Origin of the sequence: Burkholderia orbicola (assembly GCF_900100915.1) — a bacterium.
Taxonomy (GTDB): Bacteria; Pseudomonadota; Gammaproteobacteria; order Burkholderiales; family Burkholderiaceae; genus Burkholderia; species Burkholderia orbicola.
On sequence record NZ_FNKW01000001.1, the window covers coordinates 620955 to 647772 of the forward strand.

Consider the following 26818-nt stretch of genomic DNA (forward strand, 5'->3'; position numbering starts at 1 on the left):
CTGGAAGAAATGGAAAACATTGAGAAGTTTGACAATCTCGTTGCACGTATCTTTGCGTACCTGTATCAACAGTTCCCGGTAAAGACCAGCCTCGTCCCGCGAGAATTCGGAATCGAAGATAGTGAAGTTGTTCCCGGAGCGGGCGGCCTTGGCCAAATCGTCCATAAGAACGAAGCAGAGGTACAGTTCTTTTACGACACGGTCGAATGGCTTTACTCAGCAGGCTACATTCACATGCTCGACAACGGTCGTGGACGCCCAGGGCGATACGCCGCTTTATCGTCAAAGGGGCTTGAAGTGCTTAAGGCAACGCCAACATCACTGACACAGGACAAATCTCTGGGCGAGTATCTCGCCTCCAATGTAAAGAGTGGCGCAGCCGACGCAGTCAAGAAAGGTGTTTCCATGGCCCTCTCAATGGGCGCATCACTGGCATTCCAGGCACTCACGAAATAGTCTGCGGCGACCAATTGCTATATCGGCGAACTCACAAGTTCACCATCTCCCTGTTCGCGGTGGGTGTGCTTGCTCACCGACTTGCCAGCCGCGACGACGTCGTCGGTGTATTCAGCACCGCCCGCGATCTTCATCGCTACACCGCCGTCGTTGTCCGGCTTACCCTGCATGCCGCCGTTGAACGTCAGCAGTTGCTCGGTCGTTGTGTTGCCTGTGAACGTCGAGTCAGGAACATCGGCCAACAGCTTCGCGCTGCGCAGCGTTGCTCCGTCCGCCTTCAGCTCGAACTCCGTGTCACCGATGCGGAACACGATCCGACCACCGGCCGGCACCGACAGCACGTATTCATGGCTGGCATGGTTGTACTGCTCGAATGCGCCGTCCGGGAAGTCGGTCGCGGTCTCGTCAGGACTAGATCGACCGGCCCCGCCGTGCTGCTCCGTGTAGTAGCCGGGCGCGACGAATGCACCCGCGAGATCGCCGGACGGTGCCCACAGCGCGACCTCTTCGTCGACAGACGGCGGACGCCAATGCCGAACCTTGCCGGCAGCACCGGCCTGCCATTTGAGCCAGTCGCTCACCCAATCGCCGACACGGACTTTCACGCGTGGCGGGTCGTATGTAATCTCCTCGACGACCGCGGATTGCGTCAGGCACGCCATACGGCGATCCATCTCGCCAAGCTCGAAATCGCTCACACGTCACCCCGCTCCCTGTTCCGCCGGATTCCAGTAACGGCCTTCGTGCCCCGGCCCCGTCTCAGGATCGACACCCCACACCACCGCGCGCCCCTTCGTTGGCGGCTCGTACGCATCGCCCAGGTCGAATTCGTGCACCCACTCGACGAGCCAAACGAGATACGTATCCAGTTCGGGTCGAAACGGATCTTCACCGGCCGACCCAATCTGTTTGCCGGGCGTCATGGGCAATCCCCACGTTGCCCCATGCACCGTTTGCAGCACGCGCGCGGACAGCTCGCGCACCTGGACTTCGGCATCCTCCACCAGCGGGTCGACGATCACGCGGGCCTGCATGCGGGCGATCAGCGGCACCCGGCCCGTTCCGTCGTCGTGCCCCGGCTCCAGCTCCGCAAGCTCGATCGCGATAAACGGCGTGTCGATCGACTTGCCTATCTTCGGGTACGCATGGATGCGTTCGAGATCCGGCAGCCGGTCGCGCAGTCCCGCCTCGATGCCGTCGTGCAGTTGTTTCAGGTTAGCGAGCACGGTTCATCGCCTTTTGCAGTTCATAGTTGACCTCTTGCCGCAGGACCGTCATCAGCCGCGCCTCGCACGCACGTGCAGCCCGTCGAAACGCCGGATCGCCCGTCTGCGCCCACTCGACCGTCACCACCTCGAACGGCGTTCGCGCCTTCCCGGTGCGTCGGTAGATTGCGCCGTCCGGCTGCGACTTGGTCTTGCGCCACGCGCCCTCGAACAGCGATTTACCGGCGCGCATCCCCTTCTTCGTTCGGCGTACCGTACCGAGCCGATGCGCCTCGATCGGGTTCAGCCCGAGCCACACCTTGCCCGTATCGAGCGAACGCATGAAGAAGTACATCCGCTGCCGCAGCAGCTTCTGTTGAATGCCGGTCGCGCCACTGACCTCTTTCGCCGTCTGGCTGCGTATCCACGCGCCCGTCTTGCGCAGCGTCCGCCGCCATGCCGCCTGCATTGATGCAGGCGGCAGGCCCGCGAGCGCTTCGAGCGCCCCCTTCACGTCGATCTCGACCTTGAGCAGATCCATCGTCACCTCAGAATCAGAATCGTCCAGCCCGTGCCGGTCGGGTGCATCTCCAAAACGCGGAACCGCTCGCCACCCGCTTCGACGATGCTGCCCTCGCGCACACGCGCCGCATCGTCGTCCGTGATGTCGAGGATAGGCGCAACGAGCTGCGTGCGTTGCGTTCCGAGATCCGGGCCGAGCCAAGGCGCCTTGAACATGCCCTGCAGCGGTTTGCCGTCGATCGTGACGTCATCCGACAGGTCTCGCTTCACGGCCGTGTCGACGTCGGCCATCAGATCCCGGAACGCCATGTCACGCCTTCAGCTTGACCAGCGCCTTCGGGCGCGTGCAAAGGTGGATCGGGTTCGACTGCGCCTCGATCTCGACGCCCTTGCCGAAGTCCATCAGCTCCTGCTTCGCGTAGTACGGAATGCCCGTCGTGTTGACGGCCTCGACGTAGTCGGCCGGCGCGAAGCGCGTGATGAATAGGTCCGGCACGCCTTCGGGAATCGCGTGCGCCTCGTCGTCCGCCACATAGCCGACATCGCCGACGCGACCGCGATAGCGCTCGAACGTGCAACCGCCGAAGTCGAACGCATCGCGTGCGTCGCCGCGCAGCGACGCCGCCATCGCGGTCGCGAGGTACGTCTCCTTCACGGTCTTCGCGGCAATCAGCTTGTTCCAGAACGCCCGGCCGCAGAGCACACGCACGCCCGTGTACGTCGTCGCGCCCAGCGCATCTTCGATCGCGTCTTGCACCTCGACGCACTTCACGCGGATCTCGGTGTCGGCCTTGCCCAGCTCGAACGGGATCACCGTCTGCTCGATGCCGAAGTACTGCAGCAGATCGATCAGCACCGTCTTGCCGTCCGCATCCAGCACTGCACCCTTGATCGCGCCGATACGGTGGAATTCGTGCGTTGCGTCGAGCTGGCGGCGCATCTTCGCGAGCCGGCGATTCACGACGGTCTGCAGCGCCTCCAACTCGGTCTCGGAACCGAACGCACGCAGATTCTGGATCTCGTCCGCCTTGATCACCGCACGCTGCGGCAGATGCACCGTATTGAACGGGATCATCTTGCGCTTGCTACCGGCGACGACGGCTGCCGGCGACCCGCGCTCGCCAGCCGCGACGAGTGCGAGCGTGTCGCCGTCGCGCTCGATCTGGATCGTCGTCGTCGTGATGCCGTCCTCTTCGAACAGGCCGAGCGTGCCGATCCGGCCGGGAACATACGGCTGATCGTTGATTGCAGCACTCAGGGATGCGAGCGAGAACGCATCGTCTTGAAACAGGGCGATATCCGCCATACAACCTCCGACATGAAAATGGATGCAAAAAAGGCCACGCGGTCGGCGTGGCCTTGAATGGCGTGCGATGTGATCAGCGGACGATCACGTGTCGCTCGGCGAGATCCCCGCGACCCGCTGCATCGAGTCCCGTGAGTAGGCCGCCCGCGACTTCGGCGAGCCGGACGATCCCCGTCGCCGGACGCGACGCTTCGGACGCCGCCAGCGGCGCGTAGAGCACGGCTGCGGCGACTTCGGAACCGTCGTTCGCGGCGTTGTCGTACGGCGCGTATTCGCCGGTACTGGTCACGCCGAGCACCTGCCCGGCCGGCAGCGCAGCGCCCGCCTTCACCACGATCTGCTCGCGCGAGATCTGCCCGTTACCCTCCGACACGAGAAATTCGGCCGGGAGATTTGCCTGTACCTTCCAGTTCGACATGAGTTTTCCCCTCCTCGGGTTACGTCAAAGTTACTTGCCGCTCTTGCGAGCCGCGTAGATGGACGCCGCACGCGGCGCATTCGCGACCACGGGCGCGTCTTGCGACGCAACCGGGGCAGCACGATGGTTGATCGGCTTCTGCGAGGCCGTCATGCGCTCGAACAGCCGCGCGCGCACCTGATCCGGCGACAGGCCGTCCGAGACAAAGCCGGCCGTCAGCTCGGTCAGACTCGCGGCCAGACAGATGCCCGCGATGTCCTGTGCGTTGCGGATGGCCGCGTCGACTGTCGCGCGATCCCGCAGGCCGGTCGCCAGCACGATGCCTTCGGCGCAGTGCTCGATGCGCGCGTCACGGCATGCCGCGTACACATGTGACGCCAGCGCCGCAACGTCCGGCGCTGCCGGCGGCTGCGGCTGCGGCTGCGGCTGCGGCGCAGGATCGGCCGGCGGATTGACCGGCGGCACCTCGCCGTCGCTCTCCAGCGCGGCCATGATTTCGGCGGGCACCGACGTGAAGCGTGCCGCGTGCCGGGCTGCGCCCGCGTATGCGGCAATGCGGACCGGATCGACAATCGTGTCGCAAAACCCTTGCTCCTTCGCTTGCGCAGCCGTGAGCCAGGTCTCAGCATCCATGATCGTGCGGACCTCCTCCGCCGTCCGGCCACTGCGCTCGACGTATGCCGCCAACATACTGTCGGACGTACTGTCCAGCAGATCCGCAAGCCTGCGCAGATCGCCGGCCTCGCCGGCCGCGAACGTATGCGGGTTGTGAATCATCAGCCGCGCATTCGAAGGCATCTCGATCGTGTCGCATGCCATCAGGATCAGCGACGCTGCCGACGCAGCCACACCGTCGACGCGCCCCGTCACCTTGCCGGCGTACCGCCGCACAGCGTTGTAGATCGCGAACGCGTCGAACACGTCGCCACCCAGCGAGTTGATCGCGACGACGATCGATGTCGCTGTCGACGCAACCTCATCGAGCTTCGCGGCGAACATCTCGGCGTCAGTGCCCCAGAATCCGATTTCGCCATAGATCCGGATCTCTACCTCGCTGCCGCCCGTCGCATTCGCCTGCGCACGGATGTCCCACCACCGCTTCTTCTCTTTCATTCGCCATCCCCATTAGAAAGATCGCCCGCCCCATCGACCGGATCGAGCGTGTCATATCGAATTCCGAGCCGGCGCTCGCGCGCGAGATCGTCGGCGTTCTCCTGATCGACCTGCTCGGGATCGTCACCGCGCGAGAGCACTGCACCTGTCCGGCTCGCCAGCCCGGACCGGATCTCCATCCGCTTCGCCGTGACATCCTGCACCGGATGGATATACGGCCAGCCCTGCGGCACCCATCGGACCCGCAGATAGTCGCGACGACGTCGGTAGTAGTCGGCCATTGGCATCGCGCCCGACAGCGCGCAAGCGTCGACCCACCAGCGCCAGACCTTCCGGCAAAACTGATGAATGAACACGTTCCACTGGATCTGCTCGATCGACCGCCGGAATTCGTTCAAGATCACCCGCAGCACGCGATCGCTCACGTCGCGCAGATCTCCCGTCATGACCTCGTACGGCATGCCGACCGACGCCGCAGCGGCCATCAGTTGCTGACGCATGAACGGGCCGTAGTCGGTCCCCGCCCCCGGCGGTTCCGCAAACTTGACGTCTTCGCCGGGAGCAAGCTCCTGCATGCTCCCCGGTTCAAGCGATACGACCGGCGAAAAGCCGTCGACGTCGTACTCCATCGCCGCGCCCGTGACTGGATCGCCCATCAGGCCCGGCTCGGCAGGCGGCTTCGTGATGAATCCCGCAAAGAGGTTGCTGACCTCCTGTCGGAACAGCACCGCGTCGTCGAAGTTGTCCAGCGACTTGAGCCGCAGCAGCACGGTCGACAGTTCGGGAACACCTCGCACCTGGCCGGGCCGCAACGCCAGGAAAACGTGCGCGATCTCGTCGGCCGGCACACGAACCGTCTGCATGTTGGCCGTCGATGCACGCCCGTACTCGCCGGGATGACGCTGCAGCAGGTGATACGCAACGCGTCGACCGTCCGCATTGAACTCGACACCGTTGACGATCTCGCCACCGCCCTGCACGGTCTCGTTCTTCTCCATCGGCAGCAGATCGCCTTCGAGAAGCCGGATCTGCATCGGGACCGCCAACCCTTCGCTCGGACTGCGGAACTGACGACGAACCAGTACCTCGCCGTCACTGAAAAACGCCCGTGCGGCAAGCGTCTGCACGCCCGCCATGTCGAACAGCTCGTCCGCGTCGACCTCCTCGCAGCTATCCTCCCAAAGTTGCTTTTGCATCTTTCGCACCGCAGCGTTCGGATGCTTTGGGTGCGCTTGGATGCCGTTGCCGATCGTGTTCGATACGAGTCGCGCGATCGCCGTTTTCGCCCACGGATCGTTGCGAATCGCGTCGCGAGCGCGCGAGCGCAACAGCGGCAGGTTTTGCGCCGCCGCCGCGTTTGGCCCCGCGCTCGACGCACGCCACGACTTCGCACGTGCGCCCGTCGTGCTCGCCGACTCATATGCCGCCGCCTTCAGCCGCGTGGGCACCACGAATCCGCGCCGCGCGAGTGATGGAAAGCCCCCCTTCATCGCACCCCCTTGCCGGCGTGGCGAATCCGGACGATCGACGAACGTCCGGCCGCGCCGTTCAGATCGCGAATGATCTCGGTGCGTGCCTCCCGCAGCTCGCCGATCGAGCGATATTTCACGCGCCGGTCGGCATACTGGACTTCCAGCTCGCCCTTCGCGATTGCAGACTGGATGTTCTGCAGATCCTGTTTTGTGTATGCCATGCCATTCCCTCGTTTAGCGCCGCTTCAGGTACGTCGAGCGACCAACACGACGCCCCTGAATGCGCGAAACCCCGCTCGGTGGCGGGGTTTCGGTGGGTTTTGCTACTTGCGGCGACGGCCGCGGCGTCTCGATAGTCTCGGGCACGTGCGGTGGATCGGGCGGCACCTCAGCCGGCAGCGCCGCAGGCAATGCCTCCAGCACCGGGACCGCATCGAACAGGGAGACTTGCGACGCACGATGCTGCTCGACCTGCCAGTGCGCCTCGGTCATCAGGTGCACCTTCACGCTGCGAGCCGCGTGCAGCGCGTAGCCTTCGCAGTCCAGCGCCTCGTTGCGCGGGCTGATCTTCTTCCACACGCGCTTTCCGCCACGCGGCCCCGGCACCTTGACCTCCGCCGTGAGCTGCGACAGGTAGTCGCTGCGCACGCCGCTATACCAGTGCATGCGGCCCGGCCCGTCACCTTCGAGCTTCAGTCGGTTTTCGAGGATCAGATCCTTCGCGCGGCTGACGCCGACCATATACGGGCGCAGCCCGTACTTCGCCGCCTTGCTGTTGTTGCGCGTCGAGTCGATCGACGCCTTCGGTACGCTGAAAATCTCCGCGTCGACGTTGCTGCTGCCCTTGACGGCCATCACGTTGTAACCGGCCTGCTGCGCCGCGCGCACATACTTGTATACCGCGTCCGATGTTGCGCCGTCCGACGAGTCGATCGACGTTGCACGTACACGCAGCAGCCAGCCATTCTCATGCCGGTATGCGTGCGACAACAGCATCGTCAACGCGCCCCATACGCCGCCTGTCATCGGGTCTTGCTGTTGCTCCGTCACGTTGCCGTAGATCTCGCCCCATGCGACGAGCCAGCTTTCCTCGCCGCGTCCCCATGCACGCACGACGATCGCGAGCCGGTCATGCTGCACGTCGACGCCAAGTGTCAACACCAAACCGCCGAGCGGCACTGTCAGCTCCGCGTACGGCAACGCACGTTGCGCGAGCACGTCCAGCTCGGGCAGATCGGTCTTGTACTTGTACGCCCGGCCCTGCGAGTTGTTCACGAACGAACGCATCTTCGTATCGTCGCCCTCGCGCAGCGCCTTGTCGGCCGTCAGCCACTTCTTGACCAGCTCGGCCATGTTCGAGCCGGGGAACGGCGACACCAGCTCGTTGATGCGGAAGCCGGCAACGCCGTGAAACGGTGCCGTCGCGACCCATCGCCCGCGACGGACCGCGCGAATGCGCGTCGCGTCGTCCCATAAAGAGCCGCAATGCGGGCAGGTGTAACGGGCCGTCTCCGGTTCTGCGCGACCGTAGACCTCATGTACGACTTCGGCGCCCTCGCTCCACGTGACGTTTTCCCACGCCAGCTCATGCTCCTCGTCACATTCAGGGCACGGCACGAGATACACGCGCTGATCCGATGCCGCGTAAGCCTGCTGGATGCGCGACAGGCCGTCGATGGTCGGCGTGCCGCCCAAGATCATCTTGCGTCGCCGGGCCGAATAGCTCTTGTTCCGTTCCTCCAGCAGCGTGATCGAATCGCCCTGCTCGCGAACGTTCGTATTCGCATCGTCCGGCTCCTCGACCGCAACGACCGGGGCCGGTGTCGACTTCACTTCGTCCGGCGCATTCGACGTGATGAACTTCAGGAAGCCGCGTGCGAACGTCTTGTGATCCCACAAGTTGTTTTTGTCGCGGGCCGCATGAACCGGCAATTTCGCCGATAGGCGAGGCGTCACCTCGACCATCGGCTCGAACTTCTCCAGGTTGAACTTCTTCGCCGTCTTCTCTTTCGGGAACATGACGATCATCGGGCACGGGTCAACGTCGATCCGCTTGCCGATGTAGTTCAGCAGCACGCCATCTGTCCACGCGACCTGCGCCGACTTCATGCACACGATCTTCTGCACGGTCGGATCGTCCAGCGCTTCGTGCATGCCGAACACCCACGGCGTGATGTTCGGGTTATACCGGCCGGGACTGGCCGATCCCTTCGCGCTCAATCGACGATGTTTGCGTGCCCAGTCCGTCGTCCCAATCCGCTCCGGCGGACGCAGCATCGTCGCGATCCGGCGAATCACCGCGTGGACTGTCTGGGTCGTATTCAGAAAGCTGCTCAAGGCATCCATATATATGCTCGTTTAACCATTCGACGTCCACCTCGACGCCGTATAGCGTGCGCAGCTCCTGCACCAGCTTGTCGGACAGCGACAGCAGCTCCGTTTGAAATGCGCCGACCATCAGGCCGTACGCCTGTTCGAGCTGCGCCGCGTTGACGAGCTGCCCCTTCTTCTCGGCAAGCGTCAGCAGCTTGATCTCGCGATCGACGCGCTCCGTCATCGCACGCTCGGCGACGAGATCGATCCCGGTCTCGCTGGAGCGGCCGGCCGCGACCTCGCGCAAGTGCCGGATGTATGCGATGCGGATCTCGTCGATCGACACCGCGCGGTAATCGAGCCGGACCTTGTCGACGAACCGCGAAACGGCCGACTGGTCAAGGTCGAGATGGTCAGCGATCTGCTGCTGAGTCGGCATGAATATGACCCCCTATGGAAACTCGCCAGTAGAGAAAAAACGCGGGTGCGAGCCCCCGCGTGTCCGGCCACCTACAGGGTCCCCGCTTGCTTATCAATGGTTCATCGCGGACTTCCGAGGGAATGTCGGGAGAGATGTCTACGTTCGGCGGCCATACACGCCGTCGATTCCCCGCAGGACGGGGCAGATCGATAAAGTACGCATCGAAATAGGCGGCGCACTGCAAAAATGCGTTCGTACCGATCGCATGACGTAATCGGGCGCAAATATTGCTTCCCGGTAATTCGTACGCGCGACTGAGCGATCGCGTAAATATCAGAACTAGTACGCGCGCAATCTACGAGGCAAACTACAGTCTGGCTGCGGGCCACGGGGGCCGCATTTGCACTCTCGCAACCACGGATATTAATTATGGCGACGATCCTTGTTGTTGAAGACGACGAAGCAACGTTGCACGCGTTTGGACTACTTCTTGAACACGCCGGCTACCACGTTATGTTGGCTCGAAACGGTCAGGAAGCCCTTGCCCAAATATTGGAAATTGCAGTGGATCTTGTGATAACCGATTGGTCAATGCCCGGTATGGACGGGGTAACGCTTTGTCGGACGCTCCGCACTAATCCTGCGTTTTCCCGGCTTCCGATCGTGTTGATGTCTGCAAATCAGGCTCCAACGGACGATGGGCTATGGCACGCATTCCTCCAGAAACCTGTTTCTTGGCCGATCATCGAGCAGACCGTGCAGTCTCTTGTCACGGTGCCGCGCGCATAGATTCCTATTGACGCGCACGATGCATCGGTACGGCCGAACCATCAATTCAACTCGGTTCTATGCCGCACGTTGCATGTAGATGACTTATTCCTCCGGGACCACAAGAGACGTCTGCGGGAATCCACGAAGGACCTAACTATTGGACGTACCTGCGCCGATCCTGACATCCGCGATCGCGCGATCGCCCGCTCGGTCCATCGCCCACACGACACGGTCCATCGCATCGTCAAACACGAAGCACCGCGCGGTAACGCGCCCCATGCTTCGATCTTCATCCCACGTCGACCAGACCTCGCTCGGCCCGGCGCTCGTCGACTCGATTCGCATTTCAGCGCCCCAATGCAAAAAGCCCTGAGGGCTTTCGCACTCAGGGCTTCGATATTCATTTCGTAAGGGCGAACGCCCTCCCAACAGATCCCGACAGACAGGTATCGTTGTTGGTCGCGGCGCTCCCGCGATTCAGTACGCCTGTCGGGCGAAGGTTGCGACACGAGTATGCGGTCGCTCATTTATCCAGTGACGCGGTAAAGGATGTGCAAAGTTTACGCGATCCGCTCTTGAAATGGAATACGTTTCATCCTCGCAATTGTCGACGCAATGTGTCGTACACCGATCCATCTACCGTATCCAGCAGCGCGAGCATGTCGTGAAAGCGCCACGACCAGTTCTTGCGATACTCTTCGAGCGATACGCCAAGCGCGTGCGCCCGGCCAGCGTCGTCGACTTGCCGCTTGCCGGAACCGGAACAGTCGGGGCAAATGTGTCGGCCCTTCGCATCCGACACCGGCGACGCGGCGATCCGCCCCATCCCGCCGCAGTCGTCGCACGGTTCGTATTCTCGAAAGACCAGCGGCCCGTTACGCCCTTCGAAGAACGGGATACGCTCCTCCGATACACACACCTTCCCGCTGCCCCCGCATACATCACACGCGTGCGTTGATGTCGTGACGGCACGCGCGCGACGCACGACGCCACGCCCTTCGCACTCGACACATTGATCGTTCACCCACTCATCCAGCAATCGCAGCGCGAAGCGCTCGATGATGTCGACCTTCGAACGCTCGACAGCGTGCCCGGTACGTTGATCACGGCGCTCGTCGCGCGACAGGCCCGTGAACCGCGCACGCTTGAATCGGCCCGACGTCCGGATCATCTGCGCCAACAGCAACGTTGCTCGTCGCACCATCGCAGGAGTCGGCAGCGGCCCGGCCTTGATTCGGGCCAGCAAGCTCCCGAGATCGTTCGCAAAGGCGAGCGCGCCCAAAGTAACTTTAGGATCGGCAATCGGGTCAGTGAATTGACCACGAACGCTCATCGCAACGCCCACCCGCTCTTTCAAATCGATCATGACTCTCTCCTACTCGTCCTAATGTCTCAATGTCCCAAGGGAAAAGGCTTGTGGGGGTGCGCGCCTGCGACATGCGCGACATGCGCCGCTCACGTCGCGCATGTCGCGCCCCCGCACACGCGCCCGAGACCGCGCCTTGGGACATTGGGACATGGGACGTCCGCAGCGCGCCAAGACGGGCCAAGTGGCGCGCCTGCCGTGCAGGCACAGCGCGCCACGCAATCACAACGGACTGTCGTCATCACCCGCTGCGACCAGTTCGCGCTCCGCTTCCGGCTCTTGCTCTTCCTTCACGTAGTACCAACCGCGCGATCCGGTCGACTCCCGCTTGCGCACCCACCCGAGCGACTTCAACGCCTTGCCGATGCGGCGCTGCTCGGCCAGCGTCCACTTCGACGTGTCGAGCTTCAGAATGTCCGCGAGGATCTCTTCCATCGTCGTGCGCGACACGAATTCCAGGGCCTTGGCGATCTTGTCCTCGTACACGTCGCCCTCATAGCGCTCCGCCTGTTCGATCTCGAACAGCGGGCGCTCATGCTCTTCTACGTGCCACACGACGCCCGAGCGATACAGATGCACGGCTTCCGCCCAGAGCTGATCACGAACGGCCACAATTCCGTCGATGTCGACCAGCCCACCGACACGCAGCGGCCAGTAACGCCGGTTGCCCGATTCGTCTTTCAGGTACGTGTCGAAGTTGACCGAGCCGGCGAACACGCACTGACGCGGGACATCGGTCGCCCGCTTGCCGTAGAAGTTGCGGAACCGGTCGACGGCCGTCGCGAAGAAGCTCTTCACCGCCGACGAGTCGGCCTTGTTCAACGAGTCCAGCTCGGCCAGCTCGATCACCCACTTCCCGGCCAGCACCGCGTATGTGTCTTTGTTGCCGATCTGGATTGGCGTATCCGTGAACCACGAAGCGCCGGCCAATACCTTCAGCGCCGTCGATTTGCGATGCCCCTGCTTGCCTTCGAGGATCAGGACGTTGTCGACCTTGCAGCCCGGCTCCATCACGCGCGCGACGGCGGCGATCATCCATTTCATGAACGCGAGCTGCACATACTCGCTGTTGGCGACACGCAGGTACGTAGACGGCATCGATCGCACGCGCGACACGCCGTCCCATTTGAGCCCTTCGAGGTATTCGCGCACGTCATGGAAGTGCTTCTCGTCCGCCACCAACAGAACCGCGTTCATCACGATATCGGTACGCACCGAGAGGCCGTAGCGCTGCGACAACCAAAGCGCGCAGCGCTGATCGTCCATGTCTGTCCACTCGCCCTTCACGCCTTGCCGGAACGGCGGTGCCTTGCGTTTCATCACGCGGCCACCGAAGTCGTCCTGCTCGATGACGCCCTGCCACGCTTTGTGATTCGCCAAGATCATGTGCACGTTGCCGAGCGTCGGCAGCAGCGTGCCCTTGTCCGAACGCGCGAGATCCTGCTCCCATGTGTGCGCGCCGTTCTCTGCCTCGCGGCCATCCCATTCCGGCTGTTTCGCGGCAGCGGACGTCGCGGCGGATTTCGTCGGCGTGTCGTCCGCGGTCGACACCGCAACCGTCGCGGGTCGGATCTCTTCGTTCGCTGGCGCGATGACGCGCAAGATCGCCGCCTGCACCTGCGCCTGGACAGGATCGATACCCTCTTCGACGTGCAGGTCGTTGAAGTCGGTCAGCTTGCGCTCGCCGCGATTGGTGAATGCCGGATAGACCACGCTGACGTCGGCGACCGTCGCTGCCGCCTCGTACGCGCGCTTCAGGCCCGTATTCTCGAAGCGCTTACGGCGCAACGGCATCACGTCGTTTCCGTAGCTCACCTCGACATACGGCACGCCATTGTCGTCACGACGGCGTGACGCGGCGACCATGTACCACGTGTTCTTCGCCTCGATCCGCACCGGTTCGGCACCAAACACCAGTTCGCCCCGGAAAGCGAACTCGTCGGCGAGCCAGTCGCGCATGCGCTGCTCGATCTTCCAGTCGTCGTCGGCGCAGACCAGCACATGCGCATCCGGATACGTCGAACGCAGGTAGCGCACGGCCGGGAGGATGCCGCCCGCGTCGAAACAGACATTGACGGCGAACGCCTCGTCGATCGCCATGCGGATCGAGCGCGCGGTCGCGTAGCCTTCGGCGACCAGCACGATCTGGTCGTCTGCGCCGACCTCGCCGAGCAGATACGACGCACCCTTCTTTTCCATGCCCTTGTTGAAGCGCTTCGCGCCGTCTGGCGTGATCTTCTGCAGACCGACGAGCCGAGCGTCATCGCCGTACTGATACATCGGCACGAAGATCGTGCCGTCCGCGTCGAAACGCACGCCTTCGGCCGTGATGCGCTTGCGTTCAAGATAGGCAGACTCGCCATGCTCTGCCGCACGGTTCCACTGATCTCGCGCGCGGTTCGCGGCGAGCTTCGCCTGACGCGCATCGCGCTCGGCCTGCTCACGGTCGGCCGCTTCCTGCCGGCGACGCGTCTCCGCGAGCACTTCCTCGCTCATCGGTGCGCCGCTCCATTCGAATCGCTCGGTGCCCGGATCGTCGCCCGAGAAATGGCCGAACGTTCCGCCATAGCCGATTACCGCGCCCTTGCAGATGACTTCGCGAAGCTGATACCAGTATTTCTTGCGCGGCCCGTATCGGTGATGTTTGCCGTCCGCGATCGGATGTCCGGCGGGCAGGTCGGGATGTCCCGCCGCACGCAATTGCTGAATAATCTGGTCCAGTGTCGCCATACAAAAATTCCCTCGATCAAAGTTACTTTGGCCGCATGTCGCGGCCAGATCACAATTCGTTGAGTTGCGCGCTGTTAGCTCGCACGACGAGCCGCCTCCAGCTCGACGAGACGACGGTCGCGCTCGACCTTGTGAGAAAAGCTTCGCCATGCGGCTCGCCCCGCCGCATAGCACTGCCGCCCGCTCGGCGAGCGGCTGTACTGCGATGCGCCGCGTCGCAACGCGCTACTGATCCCGTTCACGTTCACATGTGTCTCCGGTTATTTGCCGCGCAGTCGACGCCATTCCGCCGACATGAGATCGTCGAACGCGGCAAGGTCCAGCGCGCAGAGACGATCGGTAAGCTGGTCGCGGAACGCGTGACGTTCCGCCTTGGTTGCGAGCGCGGCGCATGCGCGCGCAGCTCGCTCGATGAACAAGCGCACGCTCCCGGCTGCGTTCGCTTCCGCAAGAATCGGAGCGAGGCGATCGGGCAACGTGGCGATCAGTTCGGATAGCAAGCGCCCCGCTTCAGCGGGGGCACATTCGAAACGGGATGCGAGCGTCGTGACAGCGCATGCCAATTGCTGCTCAGGCGAGCAGCAAAGGCCGATATGCTCACGGTCGGGACGACAGCACCCCATGCCGGGCTTAAACCGCTCCATGACGACGGCGTCGACGCGCGGCAAGGTTGCGGGCAGCGTGAATCAAACGCTGGAACAGACGCTGGCCCTTGCGGCCGGTCGCGATGATCTTCTCCGCGTGTTGGTCGTCGATCCGCTGATCAGCCAGCGCACGCGTCACGTCGTCGGCGACGAGGCCAACATGCGCCTGCAGGTGCAGCGCCGTCGAAACAAGACGCAGCGTGCCGGGTTCGCCGACGTCGTCTGCGGCATGGTCGTCGACGTGCTCGGCAACCAGCCCGAAGCGCGCGTTCAGCGCATGTAGCGCGTCGAGCGCGTATACCTCGCCCTCTGCCTTTTCCTGCATCCACTCGATCAGCAACTCGAACATTTCCATCGACAAGCGACTGTCGCCAACACCACGCAAGCGAAGGCGAAGCGATTCCGGCGTGATGTTCTTACCGCGCCGGATCGTGAGGTGGTTCGCCGCGTCGGCGACGCCGCCGGGCGTGTTGCGAACGGACGTATAGAGGACGTCCAGCCATTCGGTACTGTCGTATCGGCAGGTCATATCGGAACATTGGGAATGTGCCGCTTTCATGCTGTCGCGGCGGGAGCGCATTGACTACGATTCATCAAGCTGCTGTTGTGACGGGGATAGGCTCCTCGCGCCGGACACTTGGGCAAGACGCCTCGGCCCTTACGAAGTAGTCGTGGAGTGCCTGCACGTTCGATACGCGCGGATCGGTAACTCTCGACAGAGCGATCTTGGTCAGCGTGTCGTACGGCACGCCTGCGTCGTGCGCGATGCGCCGCCACTTGCCCTTGTTCTTATGCAGTTGCTCGATGACGAACTCCAACCAAGAGCTCACACGCTGACTCATATCGTTTCCCCAATTAGGTGCGGGATCGATTTTAAGTCTTATTTGGCTATTTTTCAATCCGCCGACAGCCGGGGAAAAGTAACGAATGTCTAGCCATATTTGGCAACATCAGAGGATGAACAAGACACCCGCCCGCGAAATCCTCGCGCTCAAGCTGAGGAAACTGATGGACGCACACCCGACGCTCAACACACAGGGGCGACTCGCGGCGCGCGCAGGACTAGCGCAGCGGACGGTCGGACGCATGCGGAACAACGAAGCCGACCCGCAGCTCGGCCACGTCGAAGCTGTCGCTGACGCGCTCGGCGTGTCTCTCGTCAGCTTGATTTCCGATGAATCGGCGAGTGGGGGTGGACTTCAGTACGACTCGGCAGCCGTTGCTCAACTGTCCGGCGAGGACCGAGAAAAGATCGAGTCGTATATTGAGTTTGTCCTGAGCACCAGCGGCGCAGCCCGTACCGGCGGCCAGGAGACAGTGAATATCTCGGAAACGATGCCGGCGTCGAAGGCGCAGACCGCATCGGTTAGACGCGCAGCTCAACGACCATTATCAGACAAAACGTTGAGCATCAATGAAGACCAAAGCCACGCCACCGAGGGAAAGCGCGGACGTCGCTAACCTGTCTGCCTTTCGTGCACTCAAGCTCCAGTCGGCATCGAGCACGGCCCCAGAACTCCGCAGCGATCGGGAGTCCGTGACGCGCAACGCCCTACTGGGTGAACTCGCTTCACGCAGCTCCCCTGTCATCGCATACGCCGCCGTGCTCATGTCGGAGAACGGCGACATCACTTTGTCGGCCGCCGGGATTGAACCGGAGTTCGCACCCGCGATCCTGTCCGGACTAACTCGCATCCATGACCGGATCGATGAACGCACCAGCCGACGTCGCCGACGCAATCAGGCCGGTTTCGCACAACTTATCCCGCTCGTATCAGCTGCGATTCTTGCGGCGACGTACATCAACGTCGTGCCGTGGATGGACGTCGCCCTATCCGTTGCCGGTCAATTGCTGGCCGGCATCGCCGTTATGCGACGCGATCGAATGCATGGCGATCCGAGACAAATAAGACGGGCCGAAGACATCAGCCGGGGCTGACGTCCGCCCCAAAATAGTCATATTAGGCTTGACCATATAAGCCATATAAGACTAATCTCCGGGTTGCGCAATGTCGCGCAGACCCGGAGATCCACCATGAAAACGACCGATCTGCACGCGGAAACCCGCCACGACTGGCTCCGCGACGAACAAACACCCCGCATCACGGCATCCGAACCCGCCCGCCAAAGCAACTTTGAAAAGTCCAAAGTTTTTCGATGGACGATAGTCGCCTGCCTGCTGTTCGTCGCCGTCAACATCTTTCAAGACGACCCGGTCGTCGCGCCGACGACGGCTTACCACGTCACCGTTTAACCGCCCCGATCCTGCCGGGGCACTCGGCCCCGGCGTCATGGAGACCGTCATGACGCGCATTAAAGTCAAAGCCGAACCTCTTTTCGATATCGAACGACGAGATACCCTCGCACTCCGCACCATCACGCGATACGACCGAAACGCACGCCGTCCGTCGACACCGATTCTGATCGGCAAGTATGTAGTCGGACGCCGCCCGCTCCCGGACAGCGTACATACGGAATACTTGATCCTCGACGGCGCAGAGATCGCCCGCAGGCAGATTTCGATTCCGGACGAAGGCACCTGCGCCGACGCAATCAAGCGCCTGCGCGACGCCAAGCGCGCAGCGAATGTCGAGGCGTCGAAGGCAATCGATAAGGCGAAGAAGCCGGGCAAGACACGGGTGGCGGCAACGCAGGAGGTTGCGTAATGGACGACCGCACGCAACAGCTCGACCTGACCGCCCCGATCCCGACCGGCAACATCAAGGCCGCGGCCGCTGCGGCAGGCGCGACGTCAGCGGACCTGTGGATGGTCCCCTACGACCAGCTTCACTACGATCCCTCCGACAACATCCGACCGGTTGATCCCGAATGGGTGGCACATCTCGCCGCGCTTATGCGGGAGAACGGATACGACAAAGGCTCCCCCCTCCATTGCTACGCCCGCAAGGTTGACGGCAAAGATCTGCTCTACGTTTACAAGGGGCAGCACCGCTATCTCGCGGCGGGACACGCGATCGCCACCGGGAAAGATTTGGGCAAGATTCCGGTTGTCGTCCGCGACGCCAAGAACGTCAACCGCGCCGAAATGGTGATCGACGGCTATCTCAGCAACAACGGCAAGCCTTCGTCGCCCCTTGATCTGGCCGTAGCCGTCGCAGAGTTGCGCGACATTCATGGCATGCCCCTTGCCGCCATCTGCAAGCGCTTGGATGTCACCGATCAAACGATCCGCGACGTCGCCCTGCTTGAACGGGCACCGGTCGAACTGCACCAACTCGTACGGAAAGGCCAATGTACCGGCACACTGGCCATCGAGCAGATACGCCAGCACGGCGGCGAAAAGGCGCTCGAACGCATCGTCGCCGGGATTGCCAAAGCGGCTGAAGCCGGCAAAACGAAGGTGACGAAGAAGTACCTCGTGGCAACGCCCCTGCTCGATACGCACCCGGACTCCGAACCTTCGCCCGAGCAGGCAACCGCCACAGCAGCAGCCGACGCCGACGAAAACGCGGGCGACGACGCAGCACCGCCTGCATCGTCGGCGGCCCCGAAAGGCACGGTTACGCCGCAGGCGCCGTTGCAGGCGGCGTCGCGACAAAGCGCCCCCGCCAAGATCAGCGACAAGCAGTCAAAGCAACTTTTGCAGGCCCTGCAGGCTGTACTCCATGACAAGAACTTTGGCCGACTGGCAAAGCCGACGATCGAAGCAGTTCATTCCGCGCTGATACCGCTCGCCGATCTACTCGGCCGCCCCTCGTCCACGAAGGTCTGGCCGTTGTCAGAGCCGGATGCAAACGGCTGCTGCGAGCCTGTCGATACGGTATGCGGACCTGAGCGAACCGGAAGAATTAAGGGGCCGCTCGCATACATTCGCGTCGCGCAGCCCGCACCCGGCGCATGGATCTACGCGATCGAATACAACACCGGCACCAGCTTCGCGAGCGACCCGCTGAAGGTATCGCACCAGACGCGCGCGGTGTGGACGCGCGTTCAAGCGATTCGTTCCGGCGCAGCGCGGCTCATCGAGACGATCAAATCGCCGGTCCACGGGCGAACCAAGGCCGAGCAAGCGTCATTCAAGCGCATTCTCGAATGGGCGCACGAGATCGTCGGCATGCCCGATCCCGACATGACGGCCGAATTCTCCGCTGCCACCGCGAAGGGTGAACGCCCCGATTTGTCGGATGTGCTGACGGCCATCGGGCACAAGCAACGGGTCGCGTCGAATCGGGCGCTACTCGACGCCGCATTCCCGACTTACAAGGCGAAGCTCGCTCTTGGCCCTGCGTCCGCGTGGCCGTTCCCGACCGGAGCCGCAAATTGACCCCGCGCCCGGCCCTTTCTACCCCACGTCCGCTGCCGCGAAAGCGGGAACACGCGAAGAAGCGCCCGGCTATCGCACTGGCGAGCGTCAACGGCACTTCGATGCAATCGGACAACGACGGGCTGACGCCCGTAAAAGCGATCCAGAAAGACGAAGCGCCGCTCGCGCGGCGCAAACCAGTCCAGATGAACGAAGCCTTGGCGGATACCCGCCAAGGCACGCTCGCGCGGCTCGACGCTCTGCGCATCGAGATCCGCGCGTTGATCGTCGATATCTCGCACGCGGCCGACGTCGAGCTACTGGACCTGATGGCCGACGAGATCGGATCGTTCGCTCGCCACAAGGCGGCTCAGGACGCACGCACCTGGGCGGCAACCGCCGGCATCACGCTGGAAACTGGCCTGATGCAACTTGGCCGCGCCCTCCCCGCAACCACCACCGGAGACCAACAATGAACACTACCGATAAAAGCCGAGCTGATGCCATCGCAGAACTGCTGCCGTGTCCGTTTTGTGGCGGCACCGACCCCGAGATTTGGAACACTCACACCCCGTCTTTTTCGGTTCAGTGCATCGGCTGCGACGCTGAAGCGACCGGCGAGCACTTCCCGACGCCGACTGGCACGGTCCGCGTGGATCGGTTTCACTATTCGCCGACGCCGGACGATACCGGCTTTGAAGCCGCGTTCGACAACCTTCACCCGGAATACAAGGAAGCGTTCCGCTCCGCAGTGGACGCGTGGAATCGCCGCGCCGCGTCCCCTGTCGAATCGACAGCAGAAGTAGATGTGCGCACCGAGCGCCGCCGGCAGATCGCGGAGAAAGGCTGGACGGAAGAACATGATGACGCGCATGCATGCGGCGAGATCGCGGCGCTCGCCGCGTACTATGCGATGCCCGCCAGCGTCCGCGACTGGCCGGCGACAGATACTGGCTATAGCTGCACGTTCGGCCAAGCGATCTTGCCTGATGGCTGGAGCGCGAAGATCGGTGATGACCGGCGACGCGAACTGGTGAAGGCTGGCGCACTGATCCTCGCCGAGATCGAACGGCTCGATCGCGCAGCTGCACTCGCAGGAGGTAGCCGATGACAACACCTCCGAAGCGCGCGGTCCGGTTTCGTCTCGAACTGCAGGCGGACACCGTTGACCACCTGGTCATCGCACTTACCGATCTCGCCGCGCAAATCAGTGCGAACCGGTTGAGCGCGCATGTGATCAGCGGCGGCGCCTTCAGCAGCCACGAATGCTGGCTTACCGTCGCGGATCACCCGACGCACGCCGAATACATCGAGCAACTGGAGCAATGGCGCGACCGCATCACTGCAGATCGAGGAGGTAATGCGTGAGGACGCTTGACCTGATCGAGTGCGCGGAATTCCTGAAGATCGACCGCACGACGCTGCTCGACATCGTCCACCGGGGCGACATCCTTGGTGCCAAGATCGGCCGAGCATGGGTCTTTCTGGAGGACGACGTCGTGGCCTACCTGCGGGAACAGGTGCAGGCGCAAACGCAGAAGCGGATCGAACAGATCCGATGCGGATCGCCAGCAACTGACGCCCGAGTCGACAAGGCAATCCGAAAGCAACTTTCGCAGACGGACCCGCGCCGGCCCGGCCGCAAAGCACGGCCCCTTCCACGCCTCCCCGAAATGGACGCACCGGCCGCAATGGCCGCGTAATCGCTCCAGACCCACCCCGGCCATCCGGCCGGGGTCTCACCAAAGCCTTTCGGCGAGATCGCTCCCCCGCAGGTTGGCGTAACGCATCAAGACCTTGGGATTGGTGTGTCCCGTGATCTTCGCGATCTGAACGTCACTCAACGTCGTACGCTCGTACAGCCTCGACGTCGCCTCGTGCCGCAGGTCATGGAACACGAGATCCGAGCAACCTGCCGCGTCGAATATCCGCCCGAACTGCGCCGATAGCCGGGACGAGACGCGAGCAAGCACCTTGCGCTTGAGCAGCTGCACGCCCTCGGCCCGCATCGACGCCTCCATATCGTCGACCCACGGGAACAAGCGGCCGCAGTCGAAGGTGAAACCGTTCATCTCTGGATCGCCGCCATTCACGGCGACCATGTACCGCTCGTACGCGGCGATTGCGATCGTCGTGAGCGGCACCGAGCGCTTGCTGCCGTTCTTCGTCTTCTCAAGAGACACCGTCCGCCGAGCAACATCAAACTGGTCGACCTCCAGCGTATACATTTCCCGCATCCGCATGGCGGACTCGATGCCAAGCTCGAAAAGGAACACCAGCGCCGGCCGGTACGGGAGATCGAACGCTCGCTCGCGGCCGTTTGGCTTCCCGCCGGCCATCAGTCGTCGAATTTCGGCCTGTTCCGCCTCGCTCGGCCGTCGATCCCGGTGTACGTCCTCTTTCGCGTCAACATCCTGCGCCTCGACCGCGACCCGATCTTCATCGGTGTAGGTGGCGTATCGCTTCGGGAGCAGGCGGAGAGGGTTGGTCGCCAACATCGGCGTGCCCGATCTCACCACCCAATCGAAGCAGCGAGCCAAGGCACCGACGTAGTGTCGGATCGTTGACGGCGAAAGGTGATCGTGTCGCTTCATGGTGGTCACCCACTGCTCGACCCACCGGTAATCAAGTGTCGCAAGCGACTTTGCCTTGATGGCCGCTCGTCCGAGGAGCGCATTGAGCACCTGGACGTCGGAATCAGGGACCGATACCCGGCGCAGGTACGCTCGAATGGCGTCCCCTGTTGTCGCGATCGCTTCGCGCTGCTCGACCACTTCGTCCGGCACGATGCCGGCGTCCAGCAGCTGCTCCAATCGGGCGACGTACGCGTCGCCTTCTTCCTCAGTGTCAAAGGTCAGGGAAAGTGGCTTTGGTAGCAGCTTCGCCCGCTTGATCGTGTATTCCCACGTGCCGGACGGCCGCAGTCGTTTGTTCGCCATGCCTAGATGAACTCGCCTCGATTGCCAATTAGCCGATTGACGGGTGGTTGGCGTCGGTTTTTAGTTGGTTACAGGCGACTTTTTACCACTCTAGGCAACTCTATTACAAGAATGAAAGCGACGCAGAAAAAAGAAAAGCCCTGAAGAATCAGGGCTTTATCTCGTTCTACTTGGAGGCGCGAGCCGGAGTCGAACCGGCCTAAACGGCTTTGCAGGCCGCTGCATAACCGCTTTGCTATCGCGCCAAAAGCGGACTGTCCGGATGCCGTGAGGCAAGCGACAGATTTTTATTCGAGGACCGGAAGTCCATCAAATAAAAAGGGAAGCGTGGCTTCCCCATTACTTGGAGCGGGAGACGAGTCTCGAACTCGCGACCTCAACCTTGGCAAGGTTGCGCTCTACCAACTGAGCTACTCCCGCATTGTCCTGCATCTGCAGCGCTTCGCCGTACCACACGCTGCCAGAAAAATCTGGAGCGGGAGACGAGTCTCGAACTCGCGACCTCAACCTTGGCAAGGTTGCGCTCTACCAACTGAGCTACTCCCGCATGTGTCCTGCATCTGCAGCGCTTTGCCGTACCACGCGCTGCCAGAAAAAATCTGGAGCGGGAGACGAGTCTCGAACTCGCGACCTCAACCTTGGCAAGGTTGCGCTCTACCAACTGAGCTACTCCCGCGTATTGCTACGCTACTGCTTCCCCGTCACACACTTACTTCGTCGTGCAGCGGAGAAGCGAGATTATGTCGAAGGCACATTCGTGTGTCAAGGGCTTTTCCAGCCCTTTTTACAAAAACCGCCGCCGCACCGGCGCGGCTCACGCACCGCCGCGCTCGCGAATCTGCGGCCACGCGAGCTTCATGTAGTACAGCATCGACCAGATGGTCAGCACCGCGGCCAGATACATCAGCCACTCGCCCCACACGCGCGTATCGATCGTCACGACGCCGAGCGGCAGCGGCCCGTAGAACAGCAGCATCGGAATCGCGACCATCTGGCACGCGGTCTTGAACTTGCCGAGCTGGTTCACCGCGACGCTCTTCGACGCGCCGATCTGCGCCATCCATTCGCGCAGCGCCGAAATCGCGATCTCGCGACCGACGATCACCAGCGCGATCGCCGCGTCGACCCGCGAAATCTGCACGAGGATCAGCAGCGCGGCCGTCACCATCAGCTTGTCCGCCACCGGGTCGAGAAAGGCACCGAACGACGACGTCTGGTTCCACTTGCGGGCAAGGAAACCGTCGAACCAGTCGGTCAGCGCGGCGAGGATGAAGATCGCCGCCGCCGCGAGATTGCGGTGCGCGCCGCCCATCACCGTGTCCGGCAGATAGAACACGCCGACGACGAGCGGAATCAGCACGATCCGTACCCACGTCAGGAAAATCGGGAAATTGAACGGCATGGCATGCGGGACAGTAAAGGATTCGCAATTGTGCCGTGTCGACCGGCCTGCCACAAGAACGCTGGCAATGCAGCCGGCCGCACGGCCGCGTCAGTGAAGCTGCTTGTAGATCTGCTCGGCGAGCGCGTGCGAAATGCCCTCGACGCTCGCCAGTTCCTCGACACTCGCGGCCACCACGCCGCGCAACCCGCCGAAGCGCGCGAGCAGCCGCTGCCGCCGCTTCGCGCCGACGCCTTCGAGCTCCTCGAGCCGCGACGTCTGGCGAGCCTTCGCCCGCTTCGCCCGCATGCCGGTGATCGCGAAGCGGTGCGCCTCGTCGCGAATCTGCGCGACGAGCATCAGCGCGGCGCTCTCCTTGCCGAGTTCGAGCGGCGCGCGGCCATCCGCGAACACCAGCGTCTCGAGGCCGACCTTGCGCCCCTCGCCTTTCGCGACGCCGACCAGCATCGACGTGTCGAGGCCGAGCTCGGTGAACACCTGCCGCGCGATCTCGACCTGACCCTTGCCGCCGTCGATCAGCACGATGTTCGGCAGCAGGCTCGACGCCTCGGCCTGGCGGGTCGACTCGCCGTCGATGCCGGCCGCCTCGTCGACGGCCGCCGCCTGCGCGGCCTGCTCGACCATCTTCTCGTAGCGGCGCGTGAGCACCTGCCGCATCGCCGCGTAATCGTCGCCCGGCGTGATGCCCGTGATGTTGTAGCGGCGGTATTCGCTCGACTGCATCTTGTGATGGTGATAAACGACACACGACGCCTGCGTCGCCTCGCCCATCGTATGGCTGATGTCGAAGCACTCGATCCGCAGCGTCGCGAGATCGTCGCTGTCGTAGCTGAGCGTGTCCGCCAGCGCGCGCGTGCGCGCCTGCTGCGAGCCCTGCTCGGACAGCAGCCGCGCGAGCGCGAGCCGTGCGTTCTGCTCGGCCATCGACAGCCACGCGCGCCGCTGTCCCTGCGGCTGCCGCACCAGCGATACCTTGTGGCCGGCCTGCTCGGACAGCAGCTCCAGCAGGTCGCGACTCGCGGGCGCATGGCTGACGACGAGCACCGGCGGCACGCGGTTGCCGAGATAGTGCTGCGCGATGAACGCGTCGAGCACCTCGGCCTCGACCGACGCGGCCGCCGCCGCGCCGCGCGCGCTGCCCGCCTCTTCCGCAGGCTGATCGGGCACCGTGTCGACCGGCGCGTCGGCCGGCGCATCGACCGACTCCGCCGGCTCGACCTCTTCACCGAGACCGCCTTCGGCGAGCGTCAGCGCACTTTCGACGTGCGTCGGGAAATACGCCTTGTCGCCGAGGTGCCGGCCGCCGCGCACCATCGCGAGGTTCACGCACACGCGTCCGCCCTGCGCGACGACGGCCAGGATGTCGACGTCGCTGTCGCTGCCGACCTCGATCGCCTGCTGGTGCAGCACCGTCGCGAGCGAGCTCATCTGGTTGCGCACGGCCGCCGCCTGCTCGAATTTCAGCTCGGCCGCGAACGCGTGCATCTTCTGCTCGAGTTCCTTCATCACTTCGGACTGCCGGCCGAGCAGGAAGCGCGCGGCGTTCGACACGTCGACCGCGTAATCCTCGTCGGAGATCGCGCCCACGCACGGCGCCGTGCAACGCCCGATCTGATGCAGCAGGCACGGCCGCGTACGGTTGTTGAAGACCGAATCCTCGCAGGTACGCAACTGGAACACGCGCTGCAGGATCTGGATGCTCTCGCGCACGGCCCACGCGCTCGGGAACGGCCCGAAGTACTGGTTCTGCTTGTCGACCGAGCCGCGGTAGTAGGCCATCCGCGGAAAGCGGTGCGCGGTGAGCTTCAGGTACGGATACGACTTGTCGTCGCGAAACAGGATGTTGTAGCGCGGCGCGAGCGCCTTGATCAAGTTGTTCTCGAGCAGCAGCGCTTCGGCTTCCGAGCGCGTGACGGTCGTTTCGATGCGCGCGATGCGCGTGACCATCATCGCGATGCGTGGCGACAGTTGCGTCTTCGTGAAATAACTCGACACGCGCTTTTTCAGGTCGCGCGCCTTGCCGACGTAGAGGACGGCGCCCGCCGTGTCGTAATAGCGATAGACGCCCGGCATGTGCGGCAGCTGCGCGAGGATCTTCTTCGGTTCGAACGGAGTAGCGGAGGCTTCTGGGGATGTCATGCGTGATCCGGGCGCCTTGTAACGCGGAACGGGTCTATTAGAATCGCCAGTTTAGAGCATTCACCGGCCCGCTTCGATGCCACGCACCACCGCTGCCCCCCTCTCCGCCGTGCCGCTCGCGCCGGGCGAACCGATTGCCTGCGACCTCTTCTGCACGGTGATCGACAATTTCGGCGACATCGGCGTGTGCTGGCGCGTCGCGCGCCAGCTCGCGCACGAGCACGGCTGGCAGGTTCGCCTGTTCGTCGATGACCTGCACACGTTCGCGCGCCTGCTGCCGCAGGTCGACCCCGACGCGGGGCGGCAGACGGTCGACGCGATCGCGATCGAGCACTGGCATGCGGAAGTCGGCGACGCGCTGGACATCGCCGATGTCGTGATCGAGGCGTTCGCATGCGAGTTGCCTGGTCCGTATCTCGCGGCGATGGCGCGGCGCGCGCGCCGCCCCGTGTGGATCAACCTCGAATACCTGAGCGCCGAGGACTGGGTCGCCGATTTCCATTTGCGGCCGTCGCCGCATCCACGCTATCCGCTCCTGAAGACGTTCTTCTTCCCGGGCCTGTCGGCCGGCACCGGCGGCGTGCCGAAGGAGCGCGACCTCGACGCGCGCCACGCAGCCTTCGACGCCGATCCGGCAGCCCGCGCCGCGTGGTGGCAGCGCGCGACCGGCGGCGCGGCGCCGGCGCCCGGCACGACGGTCGTCAGCCTGTTCGCCTACGAAAACCCGGCCGTCGACGCGCTGCTCGCGCAGTGGCGCGACGGCCCGTCGCCGGTCGTCGCGCTCGTGCCGACCGGGCGCCTGTCGCCCGCCGTCGCGCGCTTTTTCGGGGTCGAATCGTTCGCGGCGGGCGTACGGGCGCGCAGCGGCAACCTGACCGCCCATGGCCTCGCGTTCGTTCCGCAGGCCGACTACGATCCGCTGCTGTGGGTCGCCGATCTCAATTTCGTGCGCGGCGAGGATTCGTTCGTCCGCGCGCAGTGGGCGCGCAAGCCGTTCGTGTGGCACATCTATCCGCAGGCCGACGACGTGCACCTGCCCAAGCTCGATGCGGCGCTCGCGCACGTGTCGGCCGGCCTCGCCGATGCGCCGCGCGCCGCACTCGAGCGGTTCTGGCATGCGTGGAACGGCGCCGGCACGCCCGACTGGGCCGATTTCTGGCAACACCGCCCCGCGCTTGACGCGAATGCGCTCCGCTGGGCCGACGCGCTCGCGGCCGTCGGCGATCTCGCCGGAAAGCTGGCGGAATACGCAAAATCTCAGTTAAAATAAGCGGTTATCCGACGGCTGACCACGCAAGCGCTCGCGTTTGGGCTCCTGGCGCCCACCGGAACGCACC

31 protein-coding genes and 4 tRNA genes are annotated in these 26818 nt (G+C 63.4%); 12 read left to right on the forward strand and 23 right to left on the reverse strand.

Annotation, left to right across the window (positions count from 1 at the left end; genetic code table 11):
• The first annotated feature begins 9 nt into the window (after positions 1–9).
• On the forward strand, positions 10–456 hold the full coding sequence (locus tag BLS50_RS02840; protein ID WP_074800629.1) for a hypothetical protein: 447 nt from the start codon (positions 10–12) through the stop codon (positions 454–456).
• 17 nt (positions 457–473) lie between these two features.
• Here the strand turns inward: BLS50_RS02840 and BLS50_RS02845 are convergent, their stop codons facing one another.
• The 11 genes from BLS50_RS02845 to BLS50_RS35840 form a co-directional block, all read right to left on the reverse strand.
• Positions 474–1154 carry a phage baseplate assembly protein V gene (locus tag BLS50_RS02845; protein ID WP_074800631.1) on the reverse strand — a complete coding sequence of 227 codons (681 nt, stop codon included), beginning with the start codon at positions 1152–1154 and terminating at the stop codon, positions 474–476.
• 3 nt (positions 1155–1157) lie between these two features.
• Positions 1158–1682: a hypothetical protein gene (locus tag BLS50_RS02850; RefSeq protein WP_074800634.1), complete on the reverse strand. Its 525-nt coding sequence runs from the start codon at positions 1680–1682 to the stop codon at positions 1158–1160.
• Positions 1672–2202, reverse strand: coding sequence for a phage tail protein (locus BLS50_RS02855; protein WP_074800637.1), 531 nt, complete (start codon positions 2200–2202; stop codon positions 1672–1674). Before BLS50_RS02855 ends, BLS50_RS02850 begins: the two co-directional genes overlap by 11 nt.
• Before the next feature lie 2 nt (positions 2203–2204).
• Positions 2205–2492, reverse strand: a complete 288-nt coding sequence (locus BLS50_RS02860; RefSeq protein WP_006497108.1) for a head-tail joining protein — start codon at positions 2490–2492, stop codon at positions 2205–2207.
• 1 nt (position 2493) lies between these two features.
• Positions 2494–3489, reverse strand: coding sequence for a major capsid protein (locus tag BLS50_RS02865; protein WP_074800640.1), 996 nt, complete (start codon positions 3487–3489; stop codon positions 2494–2496).
• Between the two features lie 73 nt (positions 3490–3562).
• Positions 3563–3907, reverse strand: a complete 345-nt coding sequence (locus BLS50_RS02870; protein ID WP_074800644.1) for a head decoration protein — start codon at positions 3905–3907, stop codon at positions 3563–3565.
• A 30-nt stretch (positions 3908–3937) separates the two neighbouring features.
• On the reverse strand, positions 3938–5020 hold the full coding sequence (locus BLS50_RS02875) for a head maturation protease, ClpP-related (protein ID WP_074800647.1): 1083 nt from the start codon (positions 5018–5020) through the stop codon (positions 3938–3940).
• Positions 5017–6510: a phage portal protein gene (locus BLS50_RS02880; protein WP_074800650.1), complete on the reverse strand. Its 1494-nt coding sequence runs from the start codon at positions 6508–6510 to the stop codon at positions 5017–5019. The genes BLS50_RS02875 and BLS50_RS02880 overlap by 4 nt, the downstream gene beginning before the upstream one ends.
• A complete protein-coding gene (locus tag BLS50_RS02885) occupies positions 6507–6713 on the reverse strand; it encodes a phage head-tail joining protein (protein WP_006497114.1) in 207 nt (68 codons plus the stop codon). The genes BLS50_RS02880 and BLS50_RS02885 overlap by 4 nt, the downstream gene beginning before the upstream one ends.
• A 13-nt stretch (positions 6714–6726) precedes the next feature.
• Complete coding sequence (locus BLS50_RS02890) at positions 6727–8712, reverse strand: phage terminase large subunit family protein (protein WP_176934167.1); 1986 nt, start codon at positions 8710–8712, stop codon at positions 6727–6729.
• On the reverse strand, positions 8675–9244 hold the full coding sequence (locus BLS50_RS35840) for a MarR family transcriptional regulator (RefSeq protein WP_176934169.1): 570 nt from the start codon (positions 9242–9244) through the stop codon (positions 8675–8677). Before BLS50_RS35840 ends, BLS50_RS02890 begins: the two co-directional genes overlap by 38 nt.
• Positions 9245–9655: 411 nt before the next feature.
• Here BLS50_RS35840 and BLS50_RS02895 point away from each other — a divergent pair, with 411 nt between their 5' ends.
• Positions 9656–10015, forward strand: coding sequence for a response regulator (locus BLS50_RS02895; protein ID WP_074800655.1), 360 nt, complete (start codon positions 9656–9658; stop codon positions 10013–10015).
• Between the two features lie 574 nt (positions 10016–10589).
• Here BLS50_RS02895 and BLS50_RS02905 read toward each other — a convergent pair.
• From BLS50_RS02905 to BLS50_RS02925, 5 genes are all read right to left on the reverse strand, one after another.
• Entirely contained in the window at positions 10590–11363 is a 774-nt protein-coding gene (locus tag BLS50_RS02905; protein WP_074800661.1) for a zinc finger-like domain-containing protein, read from the reverse strand.
• 222 nt (positions 11364–11585) lie between these two features.
• Positions 11586–14093 (reverse strand): virulence-associated E family protein, encoded by a 2508-nt coding sequence (locus BLS50_RS02910; protein ID WP_074800665.1) that lies wholly within the window; start codon positions 14091–14093, stop codon positions 11586–11588.
• 260 nt (positions 14094–14353) lie between these two features.
• Entirely contained in the window at positions 14354–14737 is a 384-nt protein-coding gene (locus tag BLS50_RS02915; RefSeq protein ID WP_074802749.1) for a hypothetical protein, read from the reverse strand.
• Entirely contained in the window at positions 14724–15266 is a 543-nt protein-coding gene (locus BLS50_RS02920) for a phage regulatory CII family protein (protein ID WP_176934211.1), read from the reverse strand. Before BLS50_RS02920 ends, BLS50_RS02915 begins: the two co-directional genes overlap by 14 nt.
• Before the next feature lie 64 nt (positions 15267–15330).
• Positions 15331–15555: a hypothetical protein gene (locus BLS50_RS02925; RefSeq protein ID WP_256333925.1), complete on the reverse strand. Its 225-nt coding sequence runs from the start codon at positions 15553–15555 to the stop codon at positions 15331–15333.
• Between the two features lie 139 nt (positions 15556–15694).
• On the opposite strand from BLS50_RS02925, the gene BLS50_RS02930 reads away from it, so the two are divergent.
• From BLS50_RS02930 to BLS50_RS02970, 9 genes are all read left to right on the forward strand, one after another.
• Entirely contained in the window at positions 15695–16198 is a 504-nt protein-coding gene (locus tag BLS50_RS02930) for a helix-turn-helix domain-containing protein (protein ID WP_074802750.1), read from the forward strand.
• Positions 16152–16676 (forward strand): hypothetical protein, encoded by a 525-nt coding sequence (locus tag BLS50_RS34775; protein ID WP_176934171.1) that lies wholly within the window; start codon positions 16152–16154, stop codon positions 16674–16676. Before BLS50_RS02930 ends, BLS50_RS34775 begins: the two co-directional genes overlap by 47 nt.
• 96 nt (positions 16677–16772) lie before the next feature.
• Positions 16773–16991, forward strand: a complete 219-nt coding sequence (locus BLS50_RS02940) for a hypothetical protein (RefSeq protein WP_074800676.1) — start codon at positions 16773–16775, stop codon at positions 16989–16991.
• A gap of 49 nt (positions 16992–17040) precedes the next feature.
• Positions 17041–17403: a beta-hexosaminidase gene (locus tag BLS50_RS02945; protein WP_074802751.1), complete on the forward strand. Its 363-nt coding sequence runs from the start codon at positions 17041–17043 to the stop codon at positions 17401–17403.
• Positions 17403–19022 carry a ParB/RepB/Spo0J family partition protein gene (locus tag BLS50_RS02950; protein ID WP_074800678.1) on the forward strand — a complete coding sequence of 540 codons (1620 nt, stop codon included), beginning with the start codon at positions 17403–17405 and terminating at the stop codon, positions 19020–19022. Before BLS50_RS02945 ends, BLS50_RS02950 begins: the two co-directional genes overlap by 1 nt.
• Positions 19019–19477 (forward strand): hypothetical protein, encoded by a 459-nt coding sequence (locus BLS50_RS02955; RefSeq protein ID WP_256333926.1) that lies wholly within the window; start codon positions 19019–19021, stop codon positions 19475–19477. The genes BLS50_RS02950 and BLS50_RS02955 overlap by 4 nt, the downstream gene beginning before the upstream one ends.
• On the forward strand, positions 19474–20112 hold the full coding sequence (locus BLS50_RS36165) for a hypothetical protein (RefSeq protein WP_143028319.1): 639 nt from the start codon (positions 19474–19476) through the stop codon (positions 20110–20112). The genes BLS50_RS02955 and BLS50_RS36165 overlap by 4 nt, the downstream gene beginning before the upstream one ends.
• Positions 20109–20369, forward strand: a complete 261-nt coding sequence (locus tag BLS50_RS02965) for a hypothetical protein (protein WP_074800686.1) — start codon at positions 20109–20111, stop codon at positions 20367–20369. The genes BLS50_RS36165 and BLS50_RS02965 overlap by 4 nt, the downstream gene beginning before the upstream one ends.
• Complete coding sequence (locus BLS50_RS02970; RefSeq protein ID WP_074800689.1) at positions 20366–20704, forward strand: helix-turn-helix domain-containing protein; 339 nt, start codon at positions 20366–20368, stop codon at positions 20702–20704. The genes BLS50_RS02965 and BLS50_RS02970 overlap by 4 nt, the downstream gene beginning before the upstream one ends.
• Before the next feature lie 36 nt (positions 20705–20740).
• On the opposite strand, the gene BLS50_RS02975 is transcribed toward BLS50_RS02970, so the two are convergent.
• The 7 genes from BLS50_RS02975 to uvrC form a co-directional block, all read right to left on the reverse strand.
• The gene (locus tag BLS50_RS02975) at positions 20741–21940 is read right to left on the reverse strand and encodes a site-specific integrase (protein WP_074800692.1); all 1200 of its coding nucleotides are present in this window, start codon (positions 21938–21940) and stop codon (positions 20741–20743) included.
• Positions 21941–22111: 171 nt separating this feature from the next.
• A tRNA-Cys gene (locus BLS50_RS02980) sits at positions 22112–22185 on the reverse strand.
• 99 nt (positions 22186–22284) lie between these two features.
• A tRNA-Gly gene (locus BLS50_RS02985) sits at positions 22285–22360 on the reverse strand.
• 51 nt (positions 22361–22411) lie between these two features.
• A tRNA-Gly gene (locus BLS50_RS02990) sits at positions 22412–22487 on the reverse strand.
• 53 nt (positions 22488–22540) lie between these two features.
• Positions 22541–22616: transfer RNA gene (locus BLS50_RS02995), tRNA-Gly, on the reverse strand.
• 138 nt (positions 22617–22754) lie between these two features.
• Positions 22755–23342 (reverse strand): CDP-diacylglycerol--glycerol-3-phosphate 3-phosphatidyltransferase, encoded by a 588-nt coding sequence (gene pgsA / locus BLS50_RS03000; RefSeq protein WP_011544951.1) that lies wholly within the window; start codon positions 23340–23342, stop codon positions 22755–22757.
• A 90-nt stretch (positions 23343–23432) separates the two neighbouring features.
• Complete coding sequence (uvrC, locus tag BLS50_RS03005; RefSeq protein ID WP_074800695.1) at positions 23433–25481, reverse strand: excinuclease ABC subunit UvrC; 2049 nt, start codon at positions 25479–25481, stop codon at positions 23433–23435.
• A 76-nt stretch (positions 25482–25557) separates the two neighbouring features.
• On the opposite strand from uvrC, the gene earP reads away from it, so the two are divergent.
• Positions 25558–26751 (forward strand): elongation factor P maturation arginine rhamnosyltransferase EarP, encoded by a 1194-nt coding sequence (gene earP, locus BLS50_RS03010; RefSeq protein WP_074800698.1) that lies wholly within the window; start codon positions 25558–25560, stop codon positions 26749–26751.
• The last annotated feature ends 67 nt before the right edge of the window (positions 26752–26818 follow it).

Coding starts and splice junctions, on each gene's coding strand:
- BLS50_RS02950 (WP_074800678.1), top strand. CDS start 17,403: ATGGACGACCGCACGCAACAGCTCGACCTGACCGCCCCGATCCCGACC.
- BLS50_RS02865 (WP_074800640.1), bottom strand. CDS start 3,489: ATGGCGGATATCGCCCTGTTTCAAGACGATGCGTTCTCGCTCGCATCC.
- pgsA (WP_011544951.1), bottom strand. CDS start 23,342: ATGCCGTTCAATTTCCCGATTTTCCTGACGTGGGTACGGATCGTGCTG.
- BLS50_RS02875 (WP_074800647.1), bottom strand. CDS start 5,020: ATGAAAGAGAAGAAGCGGTGGTGGGACATCCGTGCGCAGGCGAATGCG.
- BLS50_RS02930 (WP_074802750.1), top strand. CDS start 15,695: ATGAACAAGACACCCGCCCGCGAAATCCTCGCGCTCAAGCTGAGGAAA.
- BLS50_RS02945 (WP_074802751.1), top strand. CDS start 17,041: ATGACGCGCATTAAAGTCAAAGCCGAACCTCTTTTCGATATCGAACGA.
- BLS50_RS02885 (WP_006497114.1), bottom strand. CDS start 6,713: ATGGCATACACAAAACAGGATCTGCAGAACATCCAGTCTGCAATCGCG.
- BLS50_RS02965 (WP_074800686.1), top strand. CDS start 20,109: ATGACAACACCTCCGAAGCGCGCGGTCCGGTTTCGTCTCGAACTGCAG.
- BLS50_RS02920 (WP_176934211.1), bottom strand. CDS start 15,266: ATGACCTGCCGATACGACAGTACCGAATGGCTGGACGTCCTCTATACG.
- BLS50_RS02915 (WP_074802749.1), bottom strand. CDS start 14,737: ATGGAGCGGTTTAAGCCCGGCATGGGGTGCTGTCGTCCCGACCGTGAG.
- earP (WP_074800698.1), top strand. CDS start 25,558: ATGCCACGCACCACCGCTGCCCCCCTCTCCGCCGTGCCGCTCGCGCCG.
- BLS50_RS36165 (WP_143028319.1), top strand. CDS start 19,474: ATGAACACTACCGATAAAAGCCGAGCTGATGCCATCGCAGAACTGCTG.
- BLS50_RS02910 (WP_074800665.1), bottom strand. CDS start 14,093: ATGGCGACACTGGACCAGATTATTCAGCAATTGCGTGCGGCGGGACAT.
- BLS50_RS02870 (WP_074800644.1), bottom strand. CDS start 3,907: ATGTCGAACTGGAAGGTACAGGCAAATCTCCCGGCCGAATTTCTCGTG.
- BLS50_RS02840 (WP_074800629.1), top strand. CDS start 10: ATGGAAAACATTGAGAAGTTTGACAATCTCGTTGCACGTATCTTTGCG.
- BLS50_RS02880 (WP_074800650.1), bottom strand. CDS start 6,510: ATGAAGGGGGGCTTTCCATCACTCGCGCGGCGCGGATTCGTGGTGCCC.
- BLS50_RS02855 (WP_074800637.1), bottom strand. CDS start 2,202: ATGGATCTGCTCAAGGTCGAGATCGACGTGAAGGGGGCGCTCGAAGCG.
- BLS50_RS02975 (WP_074800692.1), bottom strand. CDS start 21,940: ATGGCGAACAAACGACTGCGGCCGTCCGGCACGTGGGAATACACGATC.
- BLS50_RS02905 (WP_074800661.1), bottom strand. CDS start 11,363: ATGATCGATTTGAAAGAGCGGGTGGGCGTTGCGATGAGCGTTCGTGGT.
- BLS50_RS34775 (WP_176934171.1), top strand. CDS start 16,152: ATGAAGACCAAAGCCACGCCACCGAGGGAAAGCGCGGACGTCGCTAAC.
- uvrC (WP_074800695.1), bottom strand. CDS start 25,481: ATGACATCCCCAGAAGCCTCCGCTACTCCGTTCGAACCGAAGAAGATC.
- BLS50_RS02940 (WP_074800676.1), top strand. CDS start 16,773: ATGAAAACGACCGATCTGCACGCGGAAACCCGCCACGACTGGCTCCGC.
- BLS50_RS02895 (WP_074800655.1), top strand. CDS start 9,656: ATGGCGACGATCCTTGTTGTTGAAGACGACGAAGCAACGTTGCACGCG.
- BLS50_RS35840 (WP_176934169.1), bottom strand. CDS start 9,244: ATGCCGACTCAGCAGCAGATCGCTGACCATCTCGACCTTGACCAGTCG.
- BLS50_RS02860 (WP_006497108.1), bottom strand. CDS start 2,492: ATGGCGTTCCGGGATCTGATGGCCGACGTCGACACGGCCGTGAAGCGA.